Annotated in this window: 17 protein-coding genes and 1 pseudogene; 10 read left to right on the plus strand and 8 right to left on the minus strand. The window is 55.5% G+C overall.

Annotation, left to right across the window (positions count from 1 at the left end; translation table 11 throughout):
- Nucleotides 1-60: 60 nt before the first annotated feature.
- From ACR0LF_RS09285 to ACR0LF_RS09310, 6 genes are all read right to left on the minus strand, one after another.
- Entirely contained in the window at nucleotides 61-375 is a 315-nt protein-coding gene (locus tag ACR0LF_RS09285; RefSeq protein WP_480576474.1) for a hypothetical protein, read from the minus strand.
- Nucleotides 372-623, minus strand: a complete 252-nt coding sequence (locus ACR0LF_RS09290) for a hypothetical protein (protein ID WP_480576472.1) — start codon at nucleotides 621-623, stop codon at nucleotides 372-374. The genes ACR0LF_RS09285 and ACR0LF_RS09290 overlap by 4 nt, the downstream gene beginning before the upstream one ends.
- 607 nt (nucleotides 624-1,230) lie before the next feature.
- Nucleotides 1,231-3,660: an AAA family ATPase gene (locus tag ACR0LF_RS09295; RefSeq protein WP_480576469.1), complete on the minus strand. Its 2,430-nt coding sequence runs from the start codon at nucleotides 3,658-3,660 to the stop codon at nucleotides 1,231-1,233.
- Nucleotides 3,661-4,016: 356 nt separating this feature from the next.
- Nucleotides 4,017-4,622, minus strand: coding sequence for a hypothetical protein (locus ACR0LF_RS09300; protein ID WP_480856258.1), 606 nt, complete (start codon nucleotides 4,620-4,622; stop codon nucleotides 4,017-4,019).
- 58 nt (nucleotides 4,623-4,680) lie between these two features.
- Complete coding sequence (locus ACR0LF_RS09305; RefSeq protein ID WP_480576463.1) at nucleotides 4,681-7,599, minus strand: hypothetical protein; 2,919 nt, start codon at nucleotides 7,597-7,599, stop codon at nucleotides 4,681-4,683.
- 465 nt (nucleotides 7,600-8,064) lie between these two features.
- Nucleotides 8,065-9,318 carry a tyrosine-type recombinase/integrase gene (locus ACR0LF_RS09310; protein ID WP_480576460.1) on the minus strand — a complete coding sequence of 418 codons (1,254 nt, stop codon included), beginning with the start codon at nucleotides 9,316-9,318 and terminating at the stop codon, nucleotides 8,065-8,067.
- A 579-nt stretch (nucleotides 9,319-9,897) separates the two neighbouring features.
- On the opposite strand from ACR0LF_RS09310, the gene ACR0LF_RS09315 reads away from it, so the two are divergent.
- Together ACR0LF_RS09315 and ACR0LF_RS09320 are read left to right on the plus strand one after the other, a co-directional pair.
- Nucleotides 9,898-11,343 carry a phospholipase D-like domain-containing protein gene (locus ACR0LF_RS09315; protein ID WP_480576457.1) on the plus strand — a complete coding sequence of 482 codons (1,446 nt, stop codon included), beginning with the start codon at nucleotides 9,898-9,900 and terminating at the stop codon, nucleotides 11,341-11,343.
- Between the two features lie 159 nt (nucleotides 11,344-11,502).
- The gene (locus ACR0LF_RS09320) at nucleotides 11,503-11,820 is read left to right on the plus strand and encodes a hypothetical protein (RefSeq protein ID WP_480576454.1); all 318 of its coding nucleotides are present in this window, start codon (nucleotides 11,503-11,505) and stop codon (nucleotides 11,818-11,820) included.
- 383 nt (nucleotides 11,821-12,203) lie between these two features.
- On the opposite strand, the gene ACR0LF_RS09325 is transcribed toward ACR0LF_RS09320, so the two are convergent.
- Complete coding sequence (locus tag ACR0LF_RS09325) at nucleotides 12,204-13,700, minus strand: metal-dependent hydrolase family protein (RefSeq protein WP_480576451.1); 1,497 nt, start codon at nucleotides 13,698-13,700, stop codon at nucleotides 12,204-12,206.
- Nucleotides 13,701-13,884: 184 nt separating this feature from the next.
- Here ACR0LF_RS09325 and ACR0LF_RS09330 point away from each other — a divergent pair, with 184 nt between their 5' ends.
- The 3 genes and pseudogenes from ACR0LF_RS09330 to ACR0LF_RS09340 all read left to right on the plus strand — a co-directional run.
- Nucleotides 13,885-14,367, plus strand: a complete 483-nt coding sequence (locus ACR0LF_RS09330) for a phosphate-starvation-inducible PsiE family protein (RefSeq protein WP_480576448.1) — start codon at nucleotides 13,885-13,887, stop codon at nucleotides 14,365-14,367.
- A 223-nt stretch (nucleotides 14,368-14,590) separates the two neighbouring features.
- Entirely contained in the window at nucleotides 14,591-15,994 is a 1,404-nt protein-coding gene (locus ACR0LF_RS09335; RefSeq protein ID WP_480856260.1) for a sensor histidine kinase, read from the plus strand.
- A 142-nt stretch (nucleotides 15,995-16,136) separates the two neighbouring features.
- Nucleotides 16,137-16,543, plus strand: a pseudogene (locus ACR0LF_RS09340) (site-specific integrase); the annotation flags it as partial.
- A 190-nt stretch (nucleotides 16,544-16,733) separates the two neighbouring features.
- On the opposite strand, the gene ACR0LF_RS09345 reads toward ACR0LF_RS09340, so the two are convergent.
- Entirely contained in the window at nucleotides 16,734-17,225 is a 492-nt protein-coding gene (locus ACR0LF_RS09345) for a flavin reductase family protein (protein WP_480856261.1), read from the minus strand.
- 101 nt (nucleotides 17,226-17,326) lie between these two features.
- On the opposite strand from ACR0LF_RS09345, the gene ACR0LF_RS09350 reads away from it, so the two are divergent.
- From ACR0LF_RS09350 to ACR0LF_RS09370, 5 genes are all read left to right on the plus strand, one after another.
- On the plus strand, nucleotides 17,327-18,301 hold the full coding sequence (locus tag ACR0LF_RS09350) for a LysR substrate-binding domain-containing protein (protein WP_480576436.1): 975 nt from the start codon (nucleotides 17,327-17,329) through the stop codon (nucleotides 18,299-18,301).
- Nucleotides 18,302-18,404: 103 nt separating this feature from the next.
- Nucleotides 18,405-19,466 (plus strand): LLM class flavin-dependent oxidoreductase, encoded by a 1,062-nt coding sequence (locus ACR0LF_RS09355; RefSeq protein WP_480576433.1) that lies wholly within the window; start codon nucleotides 18,405-18,407, stop codon nucleotides 19,464-19,466.
- Nucleotides 19,463-20,242 carry an SDR family NAD(P)-dependent oxidoreductase gene (locus ACR0LF_RS09360; RefSeq protein WP_480576430.1) on the plus strand — a complete coding sequence of 260 codons (780 nt, stop codon included), beginning with the start codon at nucleotides 19,463-19,465 and terminating at the stop codon, nucleotides 20,240-20,242. Before ACR0LF_RS09355 ends, ACR0LF_RS09360 begins: the two co-directional genes overlap by 4 nt.
- Before the next feature lie 3 nt (nucleotides 20,243-20,245).
- Nucleotides 20,246-21,049, plus strand: coding sequence for an SDR family NAD(P)-dependent oxidoreductase (locus tag ACR0LF_RS09365; RefSeq protein WP_480576427.1), 804 nt, complete (start codon nucleotides 20,246-20,248; stop codon nucleotides 21,047-21,049).
- Complete coding sequence (locus ACR0LF_RS09370; RefSeq protein ID WP_480576424.1) at nucleotides 21,037-22,557, plus strand: trimethylamine methyltransferase family protein; 1,521 nt, start codon at nucleotides 21,037-21,039, stop codon at nucleotides 22,555-22,557. The genes ACR0LF_RS09365 and ACR0LF_RS09370 overlap by 13 nt, the downstream gene beginning before the upstream one ends.
- The last annotated feature ends 298 nt before the right edge of the window (nucleotides 22,558-22,855 follow it).

Raw genomic sequence — 22,855 nt, forward strand, 5'->3', positions numbered from 1 at the left:
ACAGGTAAAGCCACCAACGGCAATTGACGGCAGCTACACTAACTTGTTGCTGCGCATAAACTACGAAAACACCCCATTATCATCTGCCCCCATCGCCGCGGTTCGCATTGACCGCTCCAGCTTGCGGATCTCCCGGCCAAGCTGCTCTGGCGTCATCTCGTGAAGCTCCGGCTGTGTATCATCCTCTGTACGGCCGAAGAGGCCCGATGCGCGGTATATGGCGTTGATCGTGGCGCTCTTGGCCTGTGCGGGCGCTTTCGGGTCTCTCAGAAGATGCAGTGCGGCGTCAGTAGCCGCTTGCAGCCCTTCAGTCTTGATCCTCACCTGAGTGCGTGAGAGGGCTTCCTCGGGCGTAATATCGTCTCTTTCGATCATTTGAATACCTCGGGTAGGTCGTCTTCCTCTAATTGGTCGAGTTGCAACTTCACAGCTCGGCCTTTGAGCGTTCGGATTTGCATCTCCAGGGCGTTGATCTCGTCACTGACGGGCATTTCGCCTGACCGAAGCCCCTCAATCATTTTTTTGGCTTTCCGGCTGTCACGGGCGCTCTGACGCTCCGCTGGTGTGCCCGGGCGCAATGCTTTGCGTCGCGCTTCATGCTGGCTCAACTCTTCGGGGGTCATCGCAGCCCGGCGCGCTTCGGCTTTCCGATCCCGGGTTTTCAGTTCGCGAAGTTTCTTTTCAAGTTTCGCGATTGGTGCGCCTTTCTTAGGAAACTGCCTGCGATGCCAATCTTTGCCCTTAGGCGTCGCGCCACCATGAAGACGACACCGCCGACCCTCATCGGTCACAGGGTTTCGGCAGGGGTTGCCGTCGGACCGGTTCTTCGCTCCGCACTTTGGGCCGTTCGCCTGTTTCGTCCAAGCGTTCCTCAAACCCCGCATTCGGGCTTCCTTGAAGTATACGCTGTTCAGAAACTCTATCTGTTTTTTGGAACGCGACATTATTTGCACCCCCGCATGAAGTAGATCCCTAACGGACATTTTGTCTTTTCGTTCACGACCCGCCTACCGGCGGGAGCGCGGCCTTGGACGGCCAGAGCCTCCCCGTAGGGGTCCAAGACCGTCCAACGTCCAAGCGTTGATTTTAAACGATTTTTTCGGGTCCTGGACATTGGACGCTCGTCCAAGCGTCCAAGCACACTGTTAGAAGCATGCAAGCCGTTGGAATCACAATCAAAAACCCTTGGACAGTCCAAGCTTCGTCCAACCTCGTCCAACAAAACGGCCATTACTTAGGCTCCTGCAGTTCGTCCCGGGAATTGATCTCAAACACCCACGGAGCGCCCCGAACCGAGCCGTTTTTCCTGAAGGTCAAATTGACATTTTGTCCGTCTATCGCGAGATCGACGCCAAGCCCGGAAAGCCGTTTTGCTACTTCTTCCCGAACTCGTTTATCGGAATCAACTACGACCAGCCCCGAGTCGCGCAGCCGCTCTCCGACGGGCACACAGACATCCGTCCATTTCACACGCTCCCGACCACCCAGAAGAGGCAAAACAACTTTTGCGAACTGTTCGGCTTCTTTGGCTGTCTTCTGGTCAATCACGAGCGAGTTCACGCGTTTTACAACGAGCGAGGACAACTCCTTTCCATCCTTCGGATCGGTCCCCAACACCACCGATCGCAATGCATAGGATTCTGACCAACCATCAGGGCCGTCTTTCTGTTTTTCGCAGATTAGCCTTTTGAAAGTGCCATCCTTCTGCTTCTCCAGTTTGAAGACAAAGTCGCCAGCGCCCCTAAGAACCGACGAGCCACGCATGTCGCCAGATTTGGCGGAATGGTGTACCCCAAGCACGATGCAGCCGTATTTGTCTTTCAGGCGATCACAGGCGCTCACAAAGCGCGTCATTTCCTTCTGAAGATTTTCGTCCGCACCGGGCATCACGCGCGAAACAGTATCCACGACGACCAGGTCAATTGGCCTACCGTTTGCGGCGCCTTCAACTGATCTCTCCAGCTTGCCGACATCGCCATCATGCAAAAAGTCGATACCCTGACGGATGAACGTGAAACGCGGTTCGCGGCCCGTTGGCAATAAGTGTGTTTTCCGCCAAGCATTAATCCGCGCCTTGAAACCGGATGAGCCTTCGCGCGCAAGGTAGACCACCTGCGCATTCGGACGGGTTATGATTTTGTCACCATTCCACTCAGGCAGCCCGTAGGCCATGTGCAGGGCCCAATCCAATGCAACAAAGCTCTTTCCGCATCCGGGCTCACCGTAGAGAAAACCCATAGAGGCTTGCGGCAGATGTCGATCAACAGCGTATTCAGGATCGGGCAGTTCCAGAATGTCGTCGATAGTAAGACACTCGAACGTATCTTCGGGTGCGTGGTCACCGGAAAACATCTCCCGGATCGTTTCATCGTTTGTGAGCTGCTCGATCGGAACCTGTTCAACCGGTTTGAAGAAATCATGCTCTGTTAGGACAAGTCGATAATCAACACCGCCGTGAGCGTGGCTCCAAACGCGTGCAGGGTGATCCGTATAGAGGACGGCAAGATTGTTTCCTCCACCGTATTCGGGCTCCAGAGGATCAGCACAAGTTCTACGATGGAACGCCTTCCTGTTCGCCAATATTTCCGAAACGGTCGCGCATGTTCCATCGTCGAATTGAATTTCAAACTCCCCGGACAGCTCTTCACGTTCTACCGCACGCTCGATGTCATCGGCCGCTAACAGTGTATCCCGCCCGCTTTGCTCAGCAGCACGAAGGCGTTCATCTTTCCAATTCTGCCGAACAGCAGCCGCCTCTTCTTTCTTGCTATTTCGGATTTCCGCTTTTGTTTCTTCAAATGCAGAGTTTTCTAATTCGTTGAGAGCCGCCAGTGCGGCCGTATTCAAAACGCCCCCTTCGGAGATCGAAACGAGCCGTGGTCGCTTGTATTCAAGGACGCCACGAAGAATGGCATCGGCCTCATATACGACGCGGTAAGGAGCCGTCGCTGAGCGATCAATCAGCGTCCGTGTCATTACACGACCGGACTTGGAAACTTCGCCCCAACCCCAACCGTTTAGCACGAGACGGTCGTGCAGCCGTTGTGCAAACTTAGCAACATCAGTTCCGTCTACCGCAATGAAGTAGAGGTGTTCTCCCGCAGGTCCGGTTTCGTGCCCCGTGATAGGGTTCTCTATATCGGATGATGCGGGCGGGCGACGCAGACAGCCTGCATGCTGAAATTCCGGGAAAACGCTAATCAGCGCCTCGAGCACACCGCCACAATCCTGAATCTTCTGCCTGACCTCGTCCGGGTAGGTCTTCGTGTCCAGATCAAGGCACAGGAGCGAAGGGCCCTGTAGACCAACAAAACAATCAGAAGAACGAGAAATCTCTGCTTCCCCAGCCTCAACGTCATCTTTGGTCCCGAGAGTCCACTCGGCGCCCTCACTGATCGGAACACCCGTCAATAGCGCTTCACTGGAACGCAAACTGGTTAAAGAGCTTTCCAGGCGTTTGAGATGATCTCCGACCGTGCCAACGGAGCTATTGAGACGTGCCACACCACGAGATAGCGCTCCCCTGTGAACGGCCTTGGGAAATCCGGTTTCGTCAACGTCATAAGCCTTTGTTAGCGCACCACCGGCGTTCTCGACGATAGTGAAGCAGAGCGGGAAGGCGCTTGCCTCCAAGTCATCATTATTGTATTGTTCCTGCACGATAAAACCTTTCTGGCGTGCTTGCGGTGGCTTCGCGGCACGCCTTTTCTTTTGCCTTCTTAAGAATTGCTTACGACAAGCCGAAACGGGCGCGTCTTCGACTGACGTTTTGCCTCTTTTCGGGCTGTCAGTTGGATCGCTTCGGATCGCTCTATCAGTCGGAGGACGCTTTCGACCGAGATTACGATTTGCTGACCCCCGGGCAATCTTTTCGTTTCAAGCTCGCCCGCTCGAATCCGGTCATTGAGCGCCCCTTGTCGAAGCCCGAGAATGCGGCCTGCATTTCTTGGCGATACAAACTGGCACTCTTGCCAAGGGATAACTGCATTTCGCACCTCTGCCATTCGAATCTCCATTCATTGTTCCCACCACTGTTTTCGGCGTCCGGAGTTTCGACAAAAAGCACGATCTTCGCGGTATTTCTCGGAACTCTTGTGCGCGTTCCAGAAGTCGTCAAAAAACGTCTTTCTAAGATGGGCGAGCGCGAGAATTGAGGCTTCGTCATCGCGTCTGTAGAAGGCGGAGTAGACACGTAGGCCGCGCTTATACGCGCCCCGAATCGTATCCGGTTCGATCCCGGGGCCTAACAACTGCGCAAGGTTAGTGAAAACGCGATTGTCGCTGGCTTCTGGGTATAGTTTGCGTTCCTCAACGACCAAAAACACCACGAACAAACACAGCGCTATATCGATACCGCGTTTACGTTTCCGGCGCGGTTTCTGACTATCCAAGGCAAGCCGGAGGCATTCGCCGATGAATGCGACCAACGCCTCTTGGCCTAGCTTGTGCAAAGGGCCGATGTCTGCTGTCGGTTTCGCCCCAGACCTCTCTGTCTCACCCCTCAAAGCTATTTCAGCGAACCCGCGCCAAGTCTTGCTCTGAGACTCTTCATCATCCGGGCCAAGCTTAAAACGTTCGACAATCTCAGCCAGTGTCGAACCGCCAATAACCGGGTATTCCATGGGCGATATCGATAAATGTCCCATAGCCTTCCTTTTCAATCTGATACCTGTAGAGAGCTCAATTAGCGAAGATGTGATCGAGAAGTGTGTCGTCTTCCGACGGCACGCCCTGATCGTCGCCAAGTAGTTCAGCGATTGCCGAGGCGCGGTTCCCAAGCCAAAGTTTTGCGGATCGGTTCATCGCCGTCACGTTGGCCGGGTTGTGCTCACGAAGCAGCATTTCCGCGACTTCCGGTTCGAGCAAAGCCTTGTCCAGCAGTTCTTCGAATTCTGCGCTACGGCCCTTGAGCGTTGCGCGTCGAGCCATCGTCGAAACGAGGCGCAACCCGATAAAGGGCAATCCAATTTGGCCGCGGCGATAGGCAAAGGAATAAGCGCCAATAGTCTCAGCGGACGGCAGAATGTCATTTCCTTTGATTGCCTGCGGTGTCCCGCTACTGTTCGGTGCTTTGGCAGTAACTCGTAAATCAATGTCACGCAGTGCGTTCGCAATCTCGTCGATGCGTGTCATCTGCTGTGGATCATCCGAATAGAGGCGTTCCATCACAACGCGCTTCTTGGGATCTTGCAGGAAGTTGTACAGCGACTGAGGCCGCCATGCCTGCTCTCCGCCAGGTGTTCGTGTTGTCGCGCCGCTGGACTTGGCGTCCCGCTCCATAAGCTTCCAAAAAGCGGATTTTGCACCTTCTATCGCCTGCGGTTCACCACCGGTGAATTTCAGGATTTCGTCGGCTGCCTTGGCAGGATCTGGGGCGTTCACTACCCCAGCCATTGCATCTACTGCGCGCTCGTCGCCAAACCGGAGATACCGGCCAACGGCGTTACGCCCGGGCGTCGTATCGGTGCCGAGATCGCGTTCAACCCCCACGCGGGCCTTGGTCGCCTCATCTGCCGAACGCTTGAGAGAAACGGCCGTTCCGAACTCGTCGCGCAATTCAGGGAACTTCTCGAACACAGCCTCGTACTGGTTGAGATAGCTTTCGAGCTGATCGGGCTTGTTAAGATACTTCTCAGCGCCCGCTTTGATCTGGTCTTCAAGAGCGGCGCGAACATCGGCCGCTTCGTTGGTTTCTCGCAGCAGAGTGCTTATGTTCGACGCTTGGCCTTCGTCGGAATGTACGAACTTACCGGTGACTTCACTGTCCGGTACGCGCGGCCGCCCTTGATTGCGATCGAGCGTCTGCGCAATGGGGGTTGTAGGTCGGGTGAAACGGTCGTTGAGATCACGAGAAACGGCCCGTGCTGCCTCCATACGTTCAACGACTTCGGGGACCGCATTGTCGAGGAATCCGTCTATTGCTCCGACATACCGATCCAGCACTCGGGCCGTGTTGTAGTCGCCTGCAGATCGCGCAGCTCGTGTGCGATCCGTTAGCGTACTGCGCAGGGTCGTTACTTCCGCCAAGCGCACAGGTTCAGAAGGCACAACGCCGTCACCAAAGACATGTGCTAGAAGCGCTGCCTCTTCGTCCGGCTTGCCAGTCAGACGGCCGGGAATTTCGAGAATAGAGTTTTCACCAGAGACGACTTGACGCTCGGCAAGAGTCAGCCCGTTCGTAATGTCGTCGAAGGCTCTATCAAGGCCGGAGGGATTGACGGTTCCGTCTATACCTGACCACGCCGCGCGCTCGGCCTCTTTGGCCTTTGCAAGGGCTTCGTCCAGGGCCGCACGAACGGTCTGCCCTCGCGCTTCACCAGATTGGACCGCAGCGAGATTGTCGGCGGCCTTTTCGAATTCAGTCTGCGCGAGATACTGCCTCGTTTCGGCTTCAAGTAGCGCCATGTCGCGTTTGGCCGAGAGCGTCTCGCGGAGTGCCCCCGGTGTCGCACTAGGCGCTTGGGAGTCGATCGCATCGTTCACCGCCCTTGCGTTGTCGCTGCGGCGTTGAGCGTATTTACCGGCGCCGCTGCCGCTTTGGCGACTGTATTCTAAGGAGGTAATGCCCGGATTCTGCAAAACGTCGGCTGTAGTGTCCTGATAGCCGGGAAGGCGCGGAGACGTTGCTGAACCGCTGTGAAGGGCATTCGCAAGCCCTTCTGTGTCTGGTGCACCGGACGGAGATATCGGTGCCCCGGATGCCCTTGCGAGTTCATCTGTAACCGCGCCGCGCACAATTTCCGAACCCCCGCGGCCAGTAGCCGAGGTGACAATGTCACCTGCGGTTCGTCTCAACGCTCCAGCACCAGCCGTTACGCCAACTCCCGCAAGAGATCCTACCAAATCAGCTACGGCTTCGGGGGTTGTTGTTGTGGATGGATCGCCATCAGACACCAACTCGCGCACAGTTCCGGCACCAGCTCCAGCACCTGCTGCGTAAAGCGCTTCTTTCTTAGCGAACTTGGATGGGTTCGCTGCGGCACTTTCCAGGAGCGAACCAAGCATCCGTTCACCGCGACGTGGTGACGCCTGCATTGCCCGTGCACCCGTAGTCCCCACTTTGGAGGCACCGCGAAGGACCCCAGCTCCCGGAATAGATGCTGCAACGAGCTCGCCAATCACGCGCCCGCCGAATTCCTCTATGAAATTTTCGGGCGTGTCGTCTCCAACCCGCACCCCCATGGCTTCCTGTGCAGCGTCTCGGGGGGCCGCAAGAATTTCCCAGAGATGCTCGGACCCACCAATAGGGCGCTCCGAGAACGGTTTCATTCCTTGTTCACCGGGGAGAATGTTTAATGCCACCGGCGATGCGTTGATCAGGTCAACCGGTGCACCAGCGATTTCTGCCCCCATTTTTGCACCGGCCTCGGCCCAATACCCCGCCGTGTTTAGCGCTGTTTCGCCCTTGTCCATGATCCACGCGAGTAGGGTCTCTTCTTCGGTCTGTGTTGGCTGATCGACTATTGGCGCATCACGCCACGAACCACTGACAAGTGGCGCATCACGCCATGTTCCTTTCTGTTCTTGAGCGTACTTTTCCCACGGGCCAGTCGGTGGGTTTTGTTGCGCCGTCTGATACTTTTCCCAAGGACCGGCCATTATTTCCGCCCCTTTTCGATCCAAGAAAGGACGTCGGAAACTCGATAGCGTGGTCGGTTCTCTAGGTATGTGATGCGCGGTCCTTTCCCTTCGCTAGCCCATCGTTTCAAAGTTTGTAACGAGAAGCCGATCGCCGGCGCCAATTGAACGCGTGTCAAAAAGGCTGATGCGGGCAGCGAATTCAGGTCGACAATTTCAGGTTGAGTTGAGTTAACGGTGGTTCCATCGAGCATTCGGTCTATCCTCATCGCACGCACCTAGTGCGCTCGTTTCAGGTAAGACCTCGCTGCCGCATCCCATCCGTTACACCGTTTCGCCCGTTCCATTGCGGCGGGGCAAGGTTATTTCGAATGCAAGGGTACATTTTGTACCACACTGCGTCAAGCCGTACTTCAAAATTTATCCAATGTTTTCAAGTGTATGTCAGATGTATGGCAGATATAGGAGTTAATTTGCAGTAATCGCTCAACTCTTGTTGCAAACTCGGGCTATGTGATTTCCCCATTCTTGAAAAGCATCTCTCAGGGCCAATTCGCAGTCGTCCCGATTATATCGCGCTTCCAAATCTGAGCGTGCGTGGCCTAGTGCCAATTCGGCAATTTCGGTGTCTACGTTTAATCGGGACAATCCGGTCCGAAAAGTCCGGCGCAAGTCATGAAAAGTGAACTGCACGCCACAATGTTTCACAAACCCCGGCGTGCCCGGCTTTGCGCCACCTGCGGTTCGCTTGTCGCCCGGGTCCATAATTTTACTCCACCCAGACATTGGACCTCCAGTACGGTTTGAAGGGAAGACATTGTCAGATGCAAGTCTTTCCTCTTTCATCGGCTCCAACATCTGGGCCAACTCATCTGCAATGTAGACGGTGTGGCCTCTTGCCTGCTTTGTGAAGGTTGCTGGTAATTCTATCCGTTGAGCGTCGAGGTCCACCATTGGCCAAACGAGCTTTGCGCCCTCGTTCCGACGACACCCAGTAAGCATGAGAAACCGCAGAAGTCTTCCAAAAGACGTAGCTGAATCCGCGGCCAGCCAGACCTTTCTAAGTTCCTCATCTGTGAGGGCTTTGCCCATCTCAGACTTCTTCACGCGCTCGGATCGCGTGTCACGACGACGTCGATAACCAGCCAAAGGGTTTACTTCCAATACCCTCGCATCGAATGTGCACCAATTTAAGAATGTCGAGCAGCGAGTCCGAAACGTGCCGCCGGCCGTGCCTCCGCTTTTCTTGTCGAGGCGCTCGATGATCTCAGCGAATTCCCAAGGTTTAATCTCAGAAATCTCTCGACCGAACATGGGCCGCAACCGCCGTCGGAGTAAGCTGAGCACATCCGTCCTAGTCACGTAATCCCGACGCTCCAAATGCTCATCATAACGATCCAGCATCTCTTTTACAGTCGACCGGGACCGTCGTTTCTCTTCTTTTCGTTCGGCATTCGGATCCGCTCCGGAAGCAACACGACCCAAAACCGCCAGCGCCATCCTCCGTGCGTCCTTTACGTTGGCGATCGAGCCGGGCGAACCCAGTCTGAAGCGCTTTGCGTTGGCAGAGCGCCCCTGCCCCACAGGACGGTAAACGACCACATAAGACATGCTCTTGCCCCTCACACGGAGTCCAAATCCCGTGACGTCAGTATCCCAAATGACATACTCCGAAGGCCCTGCGAGCGGGTTGACCGAACGGACCAAAGCATCAGTCAATTTTCGTTTCTCAGTCTTCACACTCGTCTCCTCGGGCAGCACCGGGGCAGCACCGAACGTGACGCCCCCTGAAACCTCTTGAGACTTAAGAAACCGACTAATGTCAAGTAAAACAGGTAGTTACTGAACCGCCCGGAACTTAACGAGACTCACTGATACCTAAGAGCACTGTCTTCGGGAGGCAGGGGTCGGAGGTTCGAATCCTCTCACTCCGACCAATAGAACAAGTTGCCAAATTGTTGAATTGCAGGGAACTTGTCCTAGGGACCAAAATTTTTTCATCTATTTGGGCCCACTTTGTCCAACGCATTGAAAATAAAAGAACGCTTCACGGAGCATAGCTCGATGGCTCCATTGCTACTCACTAGGCGAGTGGGACGGAAAGCTGAATTTCGTTGCACCGTTCAACAAGGTCCTCAAAGAGGAGCTGAGCAGACGATTGTTTGTTCTTGAAGAGGGCGAATGAGTTACGCTGAGTGCGATATTTGTGACGTACGGGCTGACTCATTGAATTATAACCCAAACTTTCTGCATTGCTGTGTGTCAAGGGAGATAGAGTGAAGCTTCAAATAGTGTAGCTGTATTTGGGGGGATCGTGTTTTGAGCCTTGTCTACGCATGGGCATTTCTGGCCACGCTTGCCCAGATCACATTGGCTCTTGGCGTCACGGTGCACGCCGTTCTGAAAAAGCGAGATACTCGTGCCGCAATCGGCTGGTCAGCACTTGCTTGGCTTGCGCCGTTTGTGGGCTCGTTGGCCTATATTGTCCTGGGCGTTAATCGTATCAATCGGGCCGGAACGCGGATGGGCCTATCAGATACTATCCGTCAAATTCCCAGTTTCTCGCTCTCGGAAAGCGAGAGAGTGTTGTTTGAAGAGGCCAATGTTCAACTTCCTCACATTGCGGGATTGGCCCGCGCTGGGGAAGGTCTTAGCGCAAAGCCGCTCCTGCCAGGAAACACGGTTCATTGCCTGCGGGACGGTGACGAGGCCTATCCGGAAATGATTGCGGCTATTGATGCCGCCAAGTTTTCCGTTGGCTTTCTGAGCTATATTTTTGACAGCGACCGAGCGGGAGAAGAGTTCTTGAATGCTCTTGTTCGGGCCAAGGACCGCGGCGTGGAAGTGCGTGTTCTTATCGACTGCGTTGGCGCGCGCTACAGCAAGGAGAACATGGTCACTCGATTGAAAGATGTGGGGATTGAGGCAGCGAGCTTTCTTCCCACAAGCGGGTTCTCCTCGCGCCGCTTCTCAAACTTGAGAAACCACAGAAAAATCCTTGTTGTAGATGGCTGCATAGGCTTCACGGGCGGAACCAATATTCGCGAAGCTCATTGCCTGAACCTCAATCCCGAGGGACCAACACAATGCCTGCACTTCAAGTTTGAGGGGCCAGTGGTAAGCCACTTCAAGCAAGTATTCGTTACGGATTGGGCCTTTACCACCGGTGAGCAGTTGAGCGGTCCGGCCTGGTTTCCTGAGCTTACCCGCCACGGCTCAGTCTGGTCGCGGGGGATTTCGCACGGACCAGACGAAGACTTTGAGACGCTCAGTAAACTCATTTTCGCGGCGCTGTCGGCCGCGCGAGAACGCGTACGCATTGTTAGCCCTTACTTCTTGCCGGATTCTCGTCTTATAGAAGCGCTTTCAGTGGCGGCCCTCCGTGGCATCAAGGTTGAAATCTACCTCCCTTCCGACAACAACGTGAAGATTGTCGAGTGGGCGGCCATGGGTCAGATCGGGCAAATTATGGAACATGGTTGCCGTGTTTTCTTTACCAAGCCACCGTTCGATCACACGAAACTCATGCTCGTGGACGATGTTTGGGCTCTTGTTGGGAGCACAAATTGGGATCCCAGAAGCCTGCGATTGAATTTTGAGTTCAATGTTGAGTGCTATCATCAAGAGCTATCGGAAGAGCTCCATTCCATCCTTGACTCAAAAGCACTAGGCGCTCGGGAAATTAACCTCGAAGAGATCAATGATCTCCCACTTTGGGCCAAATTGCGCAACGGGCTGGCGCGGTTGCTCTCTCCTTACCTATAGCGGTCGGCAAGTGGTATGATCTGGTCGCAAACGCAAAGGAACGTTTTCCTTCCCTGATACTGCCGCTACCGGCAAGGCAAACGGTGGGGGCATGAAATTACTCTGTTCAACATTTGGTACGAGTTGCGGTGGGGGTTAACAGCCTGCGCGATACTGGCTGTGACACTGATCACCGTCATCTTCTACTTTCATCCATCGACACGCAACGTATCTGCGGCCTTCCGCACGGCGACTGTCCTCTCGGACCGCCCGGGCCGGGTTGACGAGGTCTATGTCGGCAACAATGCACGAGTGAAAGCGGGCGACCCCATTTCCGTCTCGACACGACCCGCCAAGAGGCCGCCGCGGACAAACGCAGACGCACGAGTTGGTTCGGCGATGGCGGTGCTGGATGACTACACATTCCAAGTTGCGGCACAGGTAAGCCATATGGGTGCCATCGGCGTCTGGCGGCGTTGGTATCGCAAAACCAGTTAGCGTCACCTGTCGTCCATTCAGATCGGGATTGCCCGGTTTTGCGGCACGCTCTCGATTTTCAGCCACAACAAAACGCTGCAAAACGTATCAGTCGATATCCACACCCGCCGCATCGAGAGAGGCTTCGGCCTCTGCCAAGCGCGATTTGGCCAGTTCCGGTTTTTCTGGGTCGGTTGCGCCATTCTTCAGTAGTTCCCGAACACGCACCACAACCTCCAGATTTATGAGATCAACGGCGCCAAGTTCCTTGAATGGGTCCTCAAAGGTCTGGGCAGATGTGTCGACCAGATCGCTCTAACTCACGACGCGTGGGTTGGCGGTCACGGAAGTTGCCACAAGCGAACCCAAAATTCCAACGACAAGCAGCCGCATGATGACGCTCATCAGTTCTCGAGCGTGTTTTTGTAGACCACGCCGTCCTTCATAATGATCAGAAAGTTAGCTTCGGGGTCGACCAGCAGATTGATATCCTCAACCGGATCTCCATCAACGAGGATCAAGTCGGCATATGCCCCTGCCTTGATCACCCCAAGCGGACCTTCTTGATAAGGGTTTCGCGGTCCTGACATCTCCACAAGTTTTGCAGTGTTATATGTGGCCTGTTGCAAGACTTCAGCCCCGGACCACCAACGACCACGGCGTTCGAACTCGAGGTTCTGCATTGCCATGAGCTCGGGCGCTCCGAAAAGGTCCACGCCAAAGGCAATGGGAAGGTCGTATTTTTTGATCAAGGCAACGTAGTTTTTGACATTGTCGCGCAGTGGCGCGCCCTTCTCAATGGTTGCGGGATCGCCTGCGGCCAACATGTTCTCATCCGGCGTGAATATGAGAAACTGTGGATTAAGAACAGCCCCCGCATCACGAATGGCGCGAATGGTCTCCTCCTCGAATATCATGTTGCCATGATCGATGCTCTTTACCCAGCCCTCAAGTGCGCGGATAACAGATTCATCCGTGTAAGCGTGAACGATCACATATGTGTTCCAGTCCTCAGCGGCTTCCACTGCGGCGCGGATTTCTTCGGGACTGTAGTGGGTTGTGTCCAATGGATCATATGGGGTTGAATTGCCACCACCCAGACTGATCTTAACCTGAGTGGCCCCAAGACGCAGCACCTCGCGGGTGGCTGCACGCACTTCAGATACGCCGTCGGCGATGAACGACCATTCGCGCTCGAAGACAGTACGTTCAATGCGCTGTCGATGGTGGGTGTCGTTGTACAAGCGGAAATCGAAGTGACCCGATGTCTGACCGATCCAATGTCCAGAACTAAATATACGGGGCCCGGGAACAATACCCTCGTCTATGGCCTTCGCTATACCGTAGGAGGGGCCACCCGCATCTCGAAGCGTTGTAAAGCCCCGCATCAGCATTCGTTCAGCTTCCCTCGTGACGAGAGCGCCAGTGTAGGACCAGTGAAGGTTATACGCCAAGGCCAAGGGAGAGGTCGGCAGCATGATGTGATTGTGGCCATCTATCAGCCCGGGGATCAAAGTCCGCCCTTGGCCGTCCACGACCACAGCACCATTCGGTTCAATCGGATTGGTCGAAACCTTGGCGATCAAATTGCCTTCGACAAGAACATTTGCGTTCTCGATGACCGTCGCATTTTCACTGTCAAAAACGTCGACATTGACAAACATCGTTCGCGGCAGGCTGTCCTGCGCGACCGCTCCGAAAGCCAATAGGAACGAAAATGTAGCGGATAGAACTGCCCGTATTGAGACCACAGTCATAATTTGAACCCATTCGAATATGTTTGGCCACAAACCAACATTGCTTGCGAGATTAATTGAGTCAACTTGGCCGCTTGCTTCGATACTTCCGTTCGAGTGTGCGTTTCGAATTTCGGAGCCCGTCTGATCTTCGACGACACTCATTGTCCGCAAGGGTCTCAAGCCGCTAGTCCGTGCAAGTCGCTGAGAAGGCTCGCATTGAGTTCATAAGGAATTCTTAACCACAAACAGTTCGACCTAGAAAACGACACTCATTTTATGTGAGTGTTCAACTAATGCCTAAGCGGGTGATGTAACTGGATGAAATTTCTCACGCTGGCGAACCATTATGGAACTGGAGGCTACAGTGAGTGGCGAAGAGCACAAACCCATCCCGGCACATGTGGAACTAGACCCCGATCACGAAGATGCCATCGTTCGTTGGTGTAACCGCATGATCCGCCACGGTGTCAGAGCCTTGTCGGTGCTCATGCTTGGTATCATTCTGCTGGCTATTATCGACGCCGGTTTCACAACGTATCTGAAGTTGATGGAACCGCCTGTTTATATCTTGGAAGTCAGTGACCTACTTGCGGTTTTCAGTGCTGTGTTGGTCGTTCTGATCGCCATAGAGATCTATACAAATATCACTCTTTATCTGACCGCTGACGTCATCCATATCAAGCTTGTCGTCGCGACAGCATTGATGGCGGTCGCTCGAAAAATCATCACGCTTGACGATAAAAATCTGGAGCCTCAATACTTTCTTGGTTACGCAGCAATCGGTTTAGCGCTGGGTGTAACCTATTGGCTTATTGACAGAAAACCGTAACCCATTCTGCACGCTCATTTCCAACCATCCTGCGAAACTGTTTACAGGACATGATGCAGTCGTCTGTCCTGTGCACGCGATCCTACTTAACTCCTACCTATCCTTCGGGAAAACCGAACGGTGTCGGAAGTTGCCCTTGTGCCCGACACCATGAACGGCGGCCTTGTACACACTTTATTAGTGAGGCCAGTTACGGGTTTTGTGATTGCAGCGAACGGCAGCTTTGGCGGGCCGCACCGCAGCGACGGTGACCGGGGTCGAGCGGCAGGTATTCACCGGGCCCAAGCAGCAGGTTGATCGCCGCGTCACTCCGCACGGCTTGTGCCTTTTGCGCCTCGGTCAGGCTGTCCAGCATGGCTTCATACAAATGGCGCTGGTGATGATCACCGGGCTGGTTCTTTTTTCGGTTTTGGTAACACTCTTTTGGAACCGCGTGTTCGATGCGCGCTTCAACGCGGCGGTGGATGATCTAACCGCCGATGTATCTGTGCTTCTGTTGCCCGAAGCCGATGCGCCCGGCACAAATCAAAAAGCCGCCATCCGCCGGATCGCAGAAGGCCTTTCAATAGACCTGACAGTCTACGCTCAAGATGGTCGCCTCATCGGGTCCAGCGGAACACCTGTTGCACTAACGTTGAAACCGACATCACCGGGTCAGTGGGTGGAACTGGTCGACGGCACACATTGGATTAGCCAATTGGGGGATGGACGTTTTGTCATCGCTGATCTTTCTTTTCTTGGGCTTGCTGATGACGGTGTCGCGGTCACTTTAGTATTTGGCCTTTTGATCCTGCTTGTCTTTTCGCTGATGTATCATTTGATCCGGCGCATTACCCGTCGACTGGAACACTTGCAAAGGGACGTCGAGGCCATTGGCGCCGGTGATCTATCCAGGCGCGTCGCAGTGGATGGCAACGACGAAATTGCAAGGCTGGCGGCCAGTTTCAACGCCTCGACTAAGACCATAGAAGAGCTACTCGACCGCCAGCGTATGTTGCTGGCCAACGCGTCACACGAATTGCGCACACCGCTGGCGCGTATTCGGGTGGGGATCGAGTTGTTGGACACGAAAGACACCCCGGAAAGGCGCGCGGGCCTTCGGCAGGACATTGCCGAACTGAACGACCTGATCGACGACGTGATTGCGATGACCCGCTTCGATTCAGGTGTGGCCGAAGTCCGTTTTGAATCTGTGGATTTGTTTTTGCTTGCTACCGAAGAGGCCGGTCGGGTGGAGGGGATCACAGTCACGGGAGAACGTGTGGAGGTACAAGGCGACCACAGGATGCTTCAACATCTCCTGCGCAATTTAATCGACAACGCGCAAAAATACGGCGCGTCTCCAGTAGAAGTTTCTGTCCGAAGTGATGAAAACGGGGTGCAACTCAAGGTTACGGATCATGGAACTGGCATTCCGCTGGATGAGCAGAAACGGGTTTTTGAACCTTTTTTTAGAGGCTCCAGGCAGCTGATCACCCAAGGCTCCGGGCTGGGCTTGTCCCTGGTGGCCCGGATTGCCAAGGTTCATGATGCGCAGATAACGATTGAAAACTCGCCGGGGTTTTCAGTTGCAATGAATTCCCTGACCGGTGACAGGAACGACACGAAATTTGCCAGAAAGTCATAACCAGACATTTGAGACGTGGGCAACACTTATAGATTTTGGGCTCATCGCGGACTTCAGAAGCAGCGCAGCCTGTTATGATAAAATGTTCCGGTCAAAATCGGGTTGTCGCTTTGGGAGGGCATGGCGGATCGAAGGATCAGTCATGGAGACACCAAATTTACCCGCCATTCGCGCTCTTCGCCCAGCTTGGAACAAGAGCCGGATCGTCGGCCAGAAGCGACCATTGAAACCAAAGCACGTCTGGGCGATCCGAGCGCGGCTTGAATTGGCCTAAAACCATCGCGACCTAGCGCTGTTCAACATGGCAATCGATAGCAAGTTGCGCGGCTGTGATCTGGTGAAGATGAAGGCCATAGATGTCATGGCGTCCGGTCAAGTCAAGGAACGGGCTTCGGTCCTTCAGAGCAAGACGCAGAAACCTGTGCGCTTTGAGATTTCCGAAGACAGACGCGCCTCTGTTGAAAAGGGGATGGAAAACGAGGTGATGATCGGTTCAAGTACCTGTGGCCAGGCCGATTTCATGAACGCCTGCACATCTCGACACGCCGATAACCGCAACGCAAAAAATTGCCCAGTGCTCGAGCCATCAATTCGCAAGACGCAGTGGTCGTTCGATCATTCGTGGCGAATTTTCAGTGTCACGGTGTGTAAACACATTGCAGCGACAATAAGTTAAAATTTCCAGCAAGTCCTATCGGGTGTTGAAGAGGTATGGCCTCCAAGTCCTTCGATCGCCAGCCTATTCGGGATCGACCAGCGATCGAAAGCCGCCATCCCAATACGCCAATGGGTGTGCGTCAGAACATTCGGCTCGTTCAACTTTGCCTATAAGAATGCGATGCGTTCCGAATGAGACTGTTTGGATATGCAGGCAGGTGAATATAGCGGCGGCATTGGACAAGACCGGCAGGCTGGTCTGTTGGTCAATCGTCCAATGGTCAGACGCAAAGTTGCGCTGATCTGCAAAGTCGGAGACCCCAGCGAAGGCTAATGCCAGTTTATCATTCTGTTGTGCGATGTAATTGACGCAATAGACCCCGTGCTCTTCGATCATCCCCAGAATGCGGCTTTTCTTGTTGATGCAGATCAGCACTGCCGGAGGGGACGCCGACAGCGAACAGACCGCGCTTACAGTTGCACCATGGGGGCCGTGCTCGCCACTGGTGATCACAATCGAAACGGGCGTCACCGCCTTGCGCATCGCGGATGTGAATTCGGTGGGGTCCAGCATGTTGCCTCCATCGGTCATGTGTCTTTCTGAGGGGTTGTACGCCTTGATCACAAGAACGAATTGCTTAAGCTTTGCCCAACAAAAACTTATGCAGGCCTGAGATGCGACGCGCCCTTCGAAACAAGCTGGATCACCTTCGCCCCGGAGCTTTGTCGAAACTCGAACCGGTTGGATTTGACAGCAACCGCATGCGACGTCCGCTACCGCCGTTGCAGACCCTGATCGCTTTTGAAGCCGCCGCGCGGTTGCAGAGCTTTACACTGGCCGCTTCGGAGCTGAACCTGACGCAACCGGCGGTCAGCCAGCAGGTCAAGCTGCTGGAACACCGTTTGGGCGTCAAACTCTTCCGCCGTCGCAACAACATGATCCTGCTAACCGAACAAGGTGAACAATTTGCCGAAGACGTGGCTGAAATCCTCAACACACTGGGCGAAAGCGTACAGAACCTGGCCCCGGACGCCGGGCGGACGACGCTGACGGTCAGCTTGCTGCCCTCCTTTGCGCCGACATGGTTTGCCTCGCGGGCGCATCGGTTTGTGACGGCCAACCCCTCGGTTGATTTGATCGCTCTATCAACCGTGGCAAAGACAGGCTTTGGGCAAGAGGATGCGGATGTCGCCATTCGTTGGGGGCCGGGCGGGTACACGGACGGGTACGAGGAACACCTTTTTGGTGAGCAGCACATACTTGTGGCCTCGGCGCAAACGGCCGAAACATTGAGCGACATGTCGGACATCAATGCGCTGGCGGACCGCCCCTTTCTGCACGACACAAATTACAGCGAATGGCGCTCAGTGATCGAGATTAATGGCGGGGATCCGGCGGCATTCGAACACGGGGCCTATTTCGGCGACAGTAGCGCCACGGTGAACGCCATTCTCCACAGTCAGGGCATTGGCGTTGTGCGCGATGTGATTGCCCGGCATCTTCTGGCCTCGGGGGCTTTGGTGAAATTGCCGTTCGAACCGGTCAAAGGGCCGTTTACCTACTATTTTATCTGCCCCGAACGTCGGGTTGAACAGCCCCGCGTTCAGGCCTTTTTGACTTGGTTGCGGCAAGAGGCACGAAACCCATAAGAAATTCTTTGCCACTGGTAAAGGATTCACCATTTGGTGCTTTGGCAGCTTTCCATCAGACTGCGTGGGAAACGTGCAGCAGCCAGACCGGAGCCCCAAGGACATGGAATTTTCGTTGTTCAACCTGATGACCAAGCCTGTTGACGGGTCATCGCACGCGGATGTGTTCAACCAAATGCGCACCATGACGAAAATGGTGGATGAAGCGGGCTTTGACGCGGCGTGGTTCGCCGAACATCACCTGTCAAACTATTGCATCTCACCCTCGCCGTTGATGACAGCCGCAAGCATGGCCGCACATACCAAACGGATCAAGGTAGGCCCTGCGGTTGTGGTGATGCCCTTCTACGAACCCTTGCGTCTGGTCGAGGATATCTGCCTGACTGATCAGTTGACCGAAGGCCGTCTGGTGCTGGGTCTGGGCACCGGTTATCAACCGCGCGAATTCAAGAAGTTCGGGTTCGAGATCAATGACCGCCTGATGCGTGGGCTGGAGATTTGGGACTGCATTGAACAGGGCGTCTATGGCGGCATGATCGACTATCAAGGCGATCACATTCAGATCAGCGATGCGGCGCTGTCCATCGCGCCGGTTCAGGATCGTATCCGCACCTTCGCTGTCGGCAACGCGCCCGAGATGCGTCAGAAGATGATCGATTATGGGGCCGAAACGCTGACCACTCCGGCCCTGGGACCAAACGCAATCGTCGGTACTGCGCGGCGGCTCTACAAGGAAACGCGCACCGAGAACGGCTTGAAGGGGGATGATTTCCCATTCGCGGTTCAGCGTTATGTCTACATCGCCAAAGACAAGGACGATGCCCGTGCCGCAGCCGAGCAGGTGCTGATCCATGCGCGCATGGCCAACAACATGCGCCGCCCCGAGCCGCTGATGGAGGGCGCGGACCTCAAGATCGTGCCCTTCGACAATGAGCCCGACATCGACACGGTTCTGCAACGCGCTATCATCGGCGATGCAGAAGAGGTCACGCAACGCATCGTCGCCGAGGCGTGCGAGTTCGGCATCACTCATCTGAGCGTCTTCATGCAGATCGCCTCGATCCCCTTTGCCAACACCTTGCGGTCGCTGGAACTGTTCTGCGATCAGGTCATGCCTGCGGTGAATGCCGCACTTGCGGTGGAAAAGGCAGCCCTCGCCTCATGAGCGGGCCGAATTTCTCTCTGGCCGGAAAAACCGTTCTGATCACCGGGGCCGCGCGCGGATTGGGCGCAGCGATGGCGCGGTCCTGCGCTGCGCAGGGTGCGCGGCTGTGCCTGCAAGACATCAACGCCAAGGCCGTGGAGGCCACAGCAGACAGCTTACGCGCGGATGGAGCGACCGTGCGAACGGCGGCCTTTGACCTAACCGATTTCGACGCCTGCACCGAATGGGTGCAGGGTGTCGGCCCGATCTGGGGTCTGATCAACAATGCCGGGATCACCAATCACGGGCATGTGCTGGACCAGACCATCGACGACTACCGATCCATCTACGACCTGCACGTCTTTGCGCCTTTCGTGTTGGCGCGCGAGGCGGCCCGGGTAATGCGTACCAACCCAGGGCCACAGCGGGGGCGGATCGTTTCGGTGTCGTCCATCGCCGCCACGCATCCGCGACCGGGGATCGGCAATTATGCCTCGTCCAAGGCGGCCATCGCGGGTTTAACTCGATCTCTGGCGGCGGATTTCGGGGCGGACGGCATCTGCGCCAACGCCATCGCACCCGGATATGTCCTGACTGAAATGAACCGCAAAATCCTAGGCGACGAAAGTTTCGTGCGCCGAATTGAAAGCCGGACACCAGCAGCACGGTGGGCGGACCCAGTGGAAATCGCGGCGCCTGTAGCGTTTCTGATGTCCGAGGCCGCCTCGTACATCAACGGGCAGCTGATTGCCGTTGACGGCGGTATGAACGCCTTTTTGCAATCCAATGGGGGATGACCGATGAAACGGTTGGAAGGAAAAGTCGCCCTGGTGACAGGTGCGGGATCAATGAAGGGCGGCATGGGCAACGGAAAAGCCACCGCCCTTCGTCTGGCGCAGGAGGGCGCACGGATCTGTGCCCTGGATTTGCTTCTGGCCGCGGCTGAGGAAACCTGCGAACTGATCCGCGCCGAAGGGGGCAGCGCCGTTGCGCTGGCCGCCGATGTCACGCAGGAAGATCAGGTTCAAACAGCGGTTGCTCGATGCTTGTCAGAGTTCGGCCAGATCGACATTTTGCAAAACAATGTCGGAATTCTGAAAACCGGCGGCGCCATTGACAGTACAGTCGAGGATTGGGACCTGCTGGTGCATGTGAACATGAAGGCGGTCTTTCTTCCGACAAAGCATGTTCTGCCACATTTTGTAGATCGCAAAGGTGGAGTTATTACCAACATTTCCTCGATTGCCGGGCTGCGCTATCTCGGGACGCCTTATATCGGCTATAACGCCACCAAAGGGTCAATCATTTCCTTCACCCGCAATCTGGCAGCGGAAATGGCACCGCATGGGGTCCGCGCCAACGCGATTCTGCCGGGCTTTATCGATACACCGATGGCGCGCGATATCACCGAACAGAATGCGGAAGACCCGGAAGCAATTGACTGGGACGCGCTGGACAAACAACGCGCAGCGCGCATCCCGCTGGGCCGCGTGGGCACCCCGTGGGACGTGGCCAATGCCGCCGTATTTCTGGCCAGCGATGATGCGTCCTATATCACCGGCACCGAAATCACCGTCGACGGGGGCGTTTCATGCCGCGTGTAAAGGGACGCGCGGGACGCGCTGCGCGGATATTGAACCAGAAAGCGGTACGGACACGCCTTGCACCGGTGACCCGCAGGCTGAAACCACTGGCGGTGCTGGACGCGGACGCGATTGAACGTATCCACGATGCCTCACTTTCAATCCTCGAAGAGGTTGGGATCGATTTTCGTGATCCCGTCGCGCTGGACCATTGGCGGCAGGTCGGCGCGGATGTTTCCGGAGATCGGGTGCGGATAGACCGCGCCCTGATAATAGATCTGGTTGGCAAGGCGCCGTCCGAATTCCGTGTCCAGGGGCGTGGAGCGGCGACCGGTTTCACCATGGGCGGAGACACAAGCGTGTTCTGCCCCATGAAAGGCGCCCCCTTTACGCGCGATCTGGACGGAGTGCGCCGCTCGACCACCGAAGCAGACGTCATCAACTTCGCGCGCCTGACCCAAGCTTGTCCAAGCTTTCATATGGCCGGCGGCTTTACGTGCGAACCGATGGACATTCCCGTGGCCCATCGTCACCTGTTCATGATGCGCCACCATATGGTTGAAACCGAATTGCCGCTGTTCGGGATCGGCACCTCTCGCGAACGGGCCGAGGATTGTGTTGCCATGGCGCGTATCGTGGCAGGTAACGTGATGGAGAACGCAACCTCGATCTTCATGCATGCATCTGGCAACTCACCGCTTGTCTGGGACGAGGCGATGCTGGACGGCGCGCGCGTCTTTGCGGATGCGGGACAGGCTGTTCTGTGTTCGCCCTTCGTTTTGGCTGCCGCCAACACGCCAACCGATGTCGCCGCCACGATCGCGCAGGTCAACGCTGAGGCATTGGCGGCGATTGCCTATCTTCAGCTCTACCGCCCCGGAACCCCAGTGATGTACGGGCAATATACCGTCTCGATCTCGATGCAATCCGGTGCACCAATGGCAGGTACTCCCGAGGTCACTTTGATCACCACGGCAATCGGTCAGCTTGCACGCAAATACGGATTGCCTTGGCGAACCTCGGCAAACCATGCGTCCTCGAAATCCTTCGACGCGCAATCGGGCTATGAGGGGGCCACAACTCTTTTGACCGCGTTCAACGCGGGGGCAAACCTGATGCTGCATTCCGGGGGCTGGGATGAGGGCGGGCTGGCCATCTGCTATGGCAAGTTCATCGCCGATGACGAGCAAAACCAGTTGATGGCGCGCTATGCGGGCGGGATATCAATGGACCGGTTCGATGAGGCGCTTCAGGCGGTGCGGCGGATTGGACCGGCCGGCCATTATCTGGGCGACAGCTTTACACTGGATCATTTTCGCAGCGCCTTCGCCATGCCCGAAGTGATGGACTTCTCAAGTTTTGAGCAGTGGAGTTCGACCGGCAGTCACGACATGGCCGAGCGTTGCCGCACCAAAGCGCGAACGCTCCTTGAAGAGTTCGAAGCCCCTCATTTGGACAACGTCGTTCGTGAAGAACTGGATGCTTATGTTGCGCGTCGACAATCTGAAATTATCCCCAGTTTTTCGTGAGGGTGAATGAACTGAGTCCAAAAAATGAACCTCAACTTTATGGCGCTGGACCGAAATCACAAAATTCCATTGCTTAGATCTTTTCTTAGCAGCCGGATAAGGCTGCAGCCAATTCGCACTTATAGTGGACATTCAAACTTCGCGCAGCATCGGTCCAAACGGGCTCGGAGCCAGCGCAGCATAGGCCCCTGCCCAGTATTCCCGGCCCAATCCGGTCATTAAGCTTTCCCAACTGATGCTGCACCGCGGCCCGTCGAACCTGCAGTTCGCTGCAGGCGCAAAATTAGAGACTGGCTAA

The sequence above is a fragment of the Ruegeria sp. E8 genome (genome assembly GCF_056533985.1).

Coding starts and splice junctions, on each gene's coding strand:
- ACR0LF_RS09370 (WP_480576424.1), top strand. CDS start 21,037: ATGCCGCGTGTAAAGGGACGCGCGGGACGCGCTGCGCGGATATTGAAC.
- ACR0LF_RS09300 (WP_480856258.1), bottom strand. CDS start 4,622: ATGGAATACCCGGTTATTGGCGGTTCGACACTGGCTGAGATTGTCGAA.
- ACR0LF_RS09350 (WP_480576436.1), top strand. CDS start 17,327: ATGCGACGCGCCCTTCGAAACAAGCTGGATCACCTTCGCCCCGGAGCT.
- ACR0LF_RS09325 (WP_480576451.1), bottom strand. CDS start 13,700: ATGAGTGTCGTCGAAGATCAGACGGGCTCCGAAATTCGAAACGCACAC.
- ACR0LF_RS09285 (WP_480576474.1), bottom strand. CDS start 375: ATGATCGAAAGAGACGATATTACGCCCGAGGAAGCCCTCTCACGCACT.
- ACR0LF_RS09360 (WP_480576430.1), top strand. CDS start 19,463: ATGAGCGGGCCGAATTTCTCTCTGGCCGGAAAAACCGTTCTGATCACC.
- ACR0LF_RS09365 (WP_480576427.1), top strand. CDS start 20,246: ATGAAACGGTTGGAAGGAAAAGTCGCCCTGGTGACAGGTGCGGGATCA.
- ACR0LF_RS09305 (WP_480576463.1), bottom strand. CDS start 7,599: ATGGCCGGTCCTTGGGAAAAGTATCAGACGGCGCAACAAAACCCACCG.
- ACR0LF_RS09330 (WP_480576448.1), top strand. CDS start 13,885: ATGGAACTGGAGGCTACAGTGAGTGGCGAAGAGCACAAACCCATCCCG.
- ACR0LF_RS09290 (WP_480576472.1), bottom strand. CDS start 623: ATGACCCCCGAAGAGTTGAGCCAGCATGAAGCGCGACGCAAAGCATTG.
- ACR0LF_RS09355 (WP_480576433.1), top strand. CDS start 18,405: ATGGAATTTTCGTTGTTCAACCTGATGACCAAGCCTGTTGACGGGTCA.
- ACR0LF_RS09345 (WP_480856261.1), bottom strand. CDS start 17,225: ATGCTGGACCCCACCGAATTCACATCCGCGATGCGCAAGGCGGTGACG.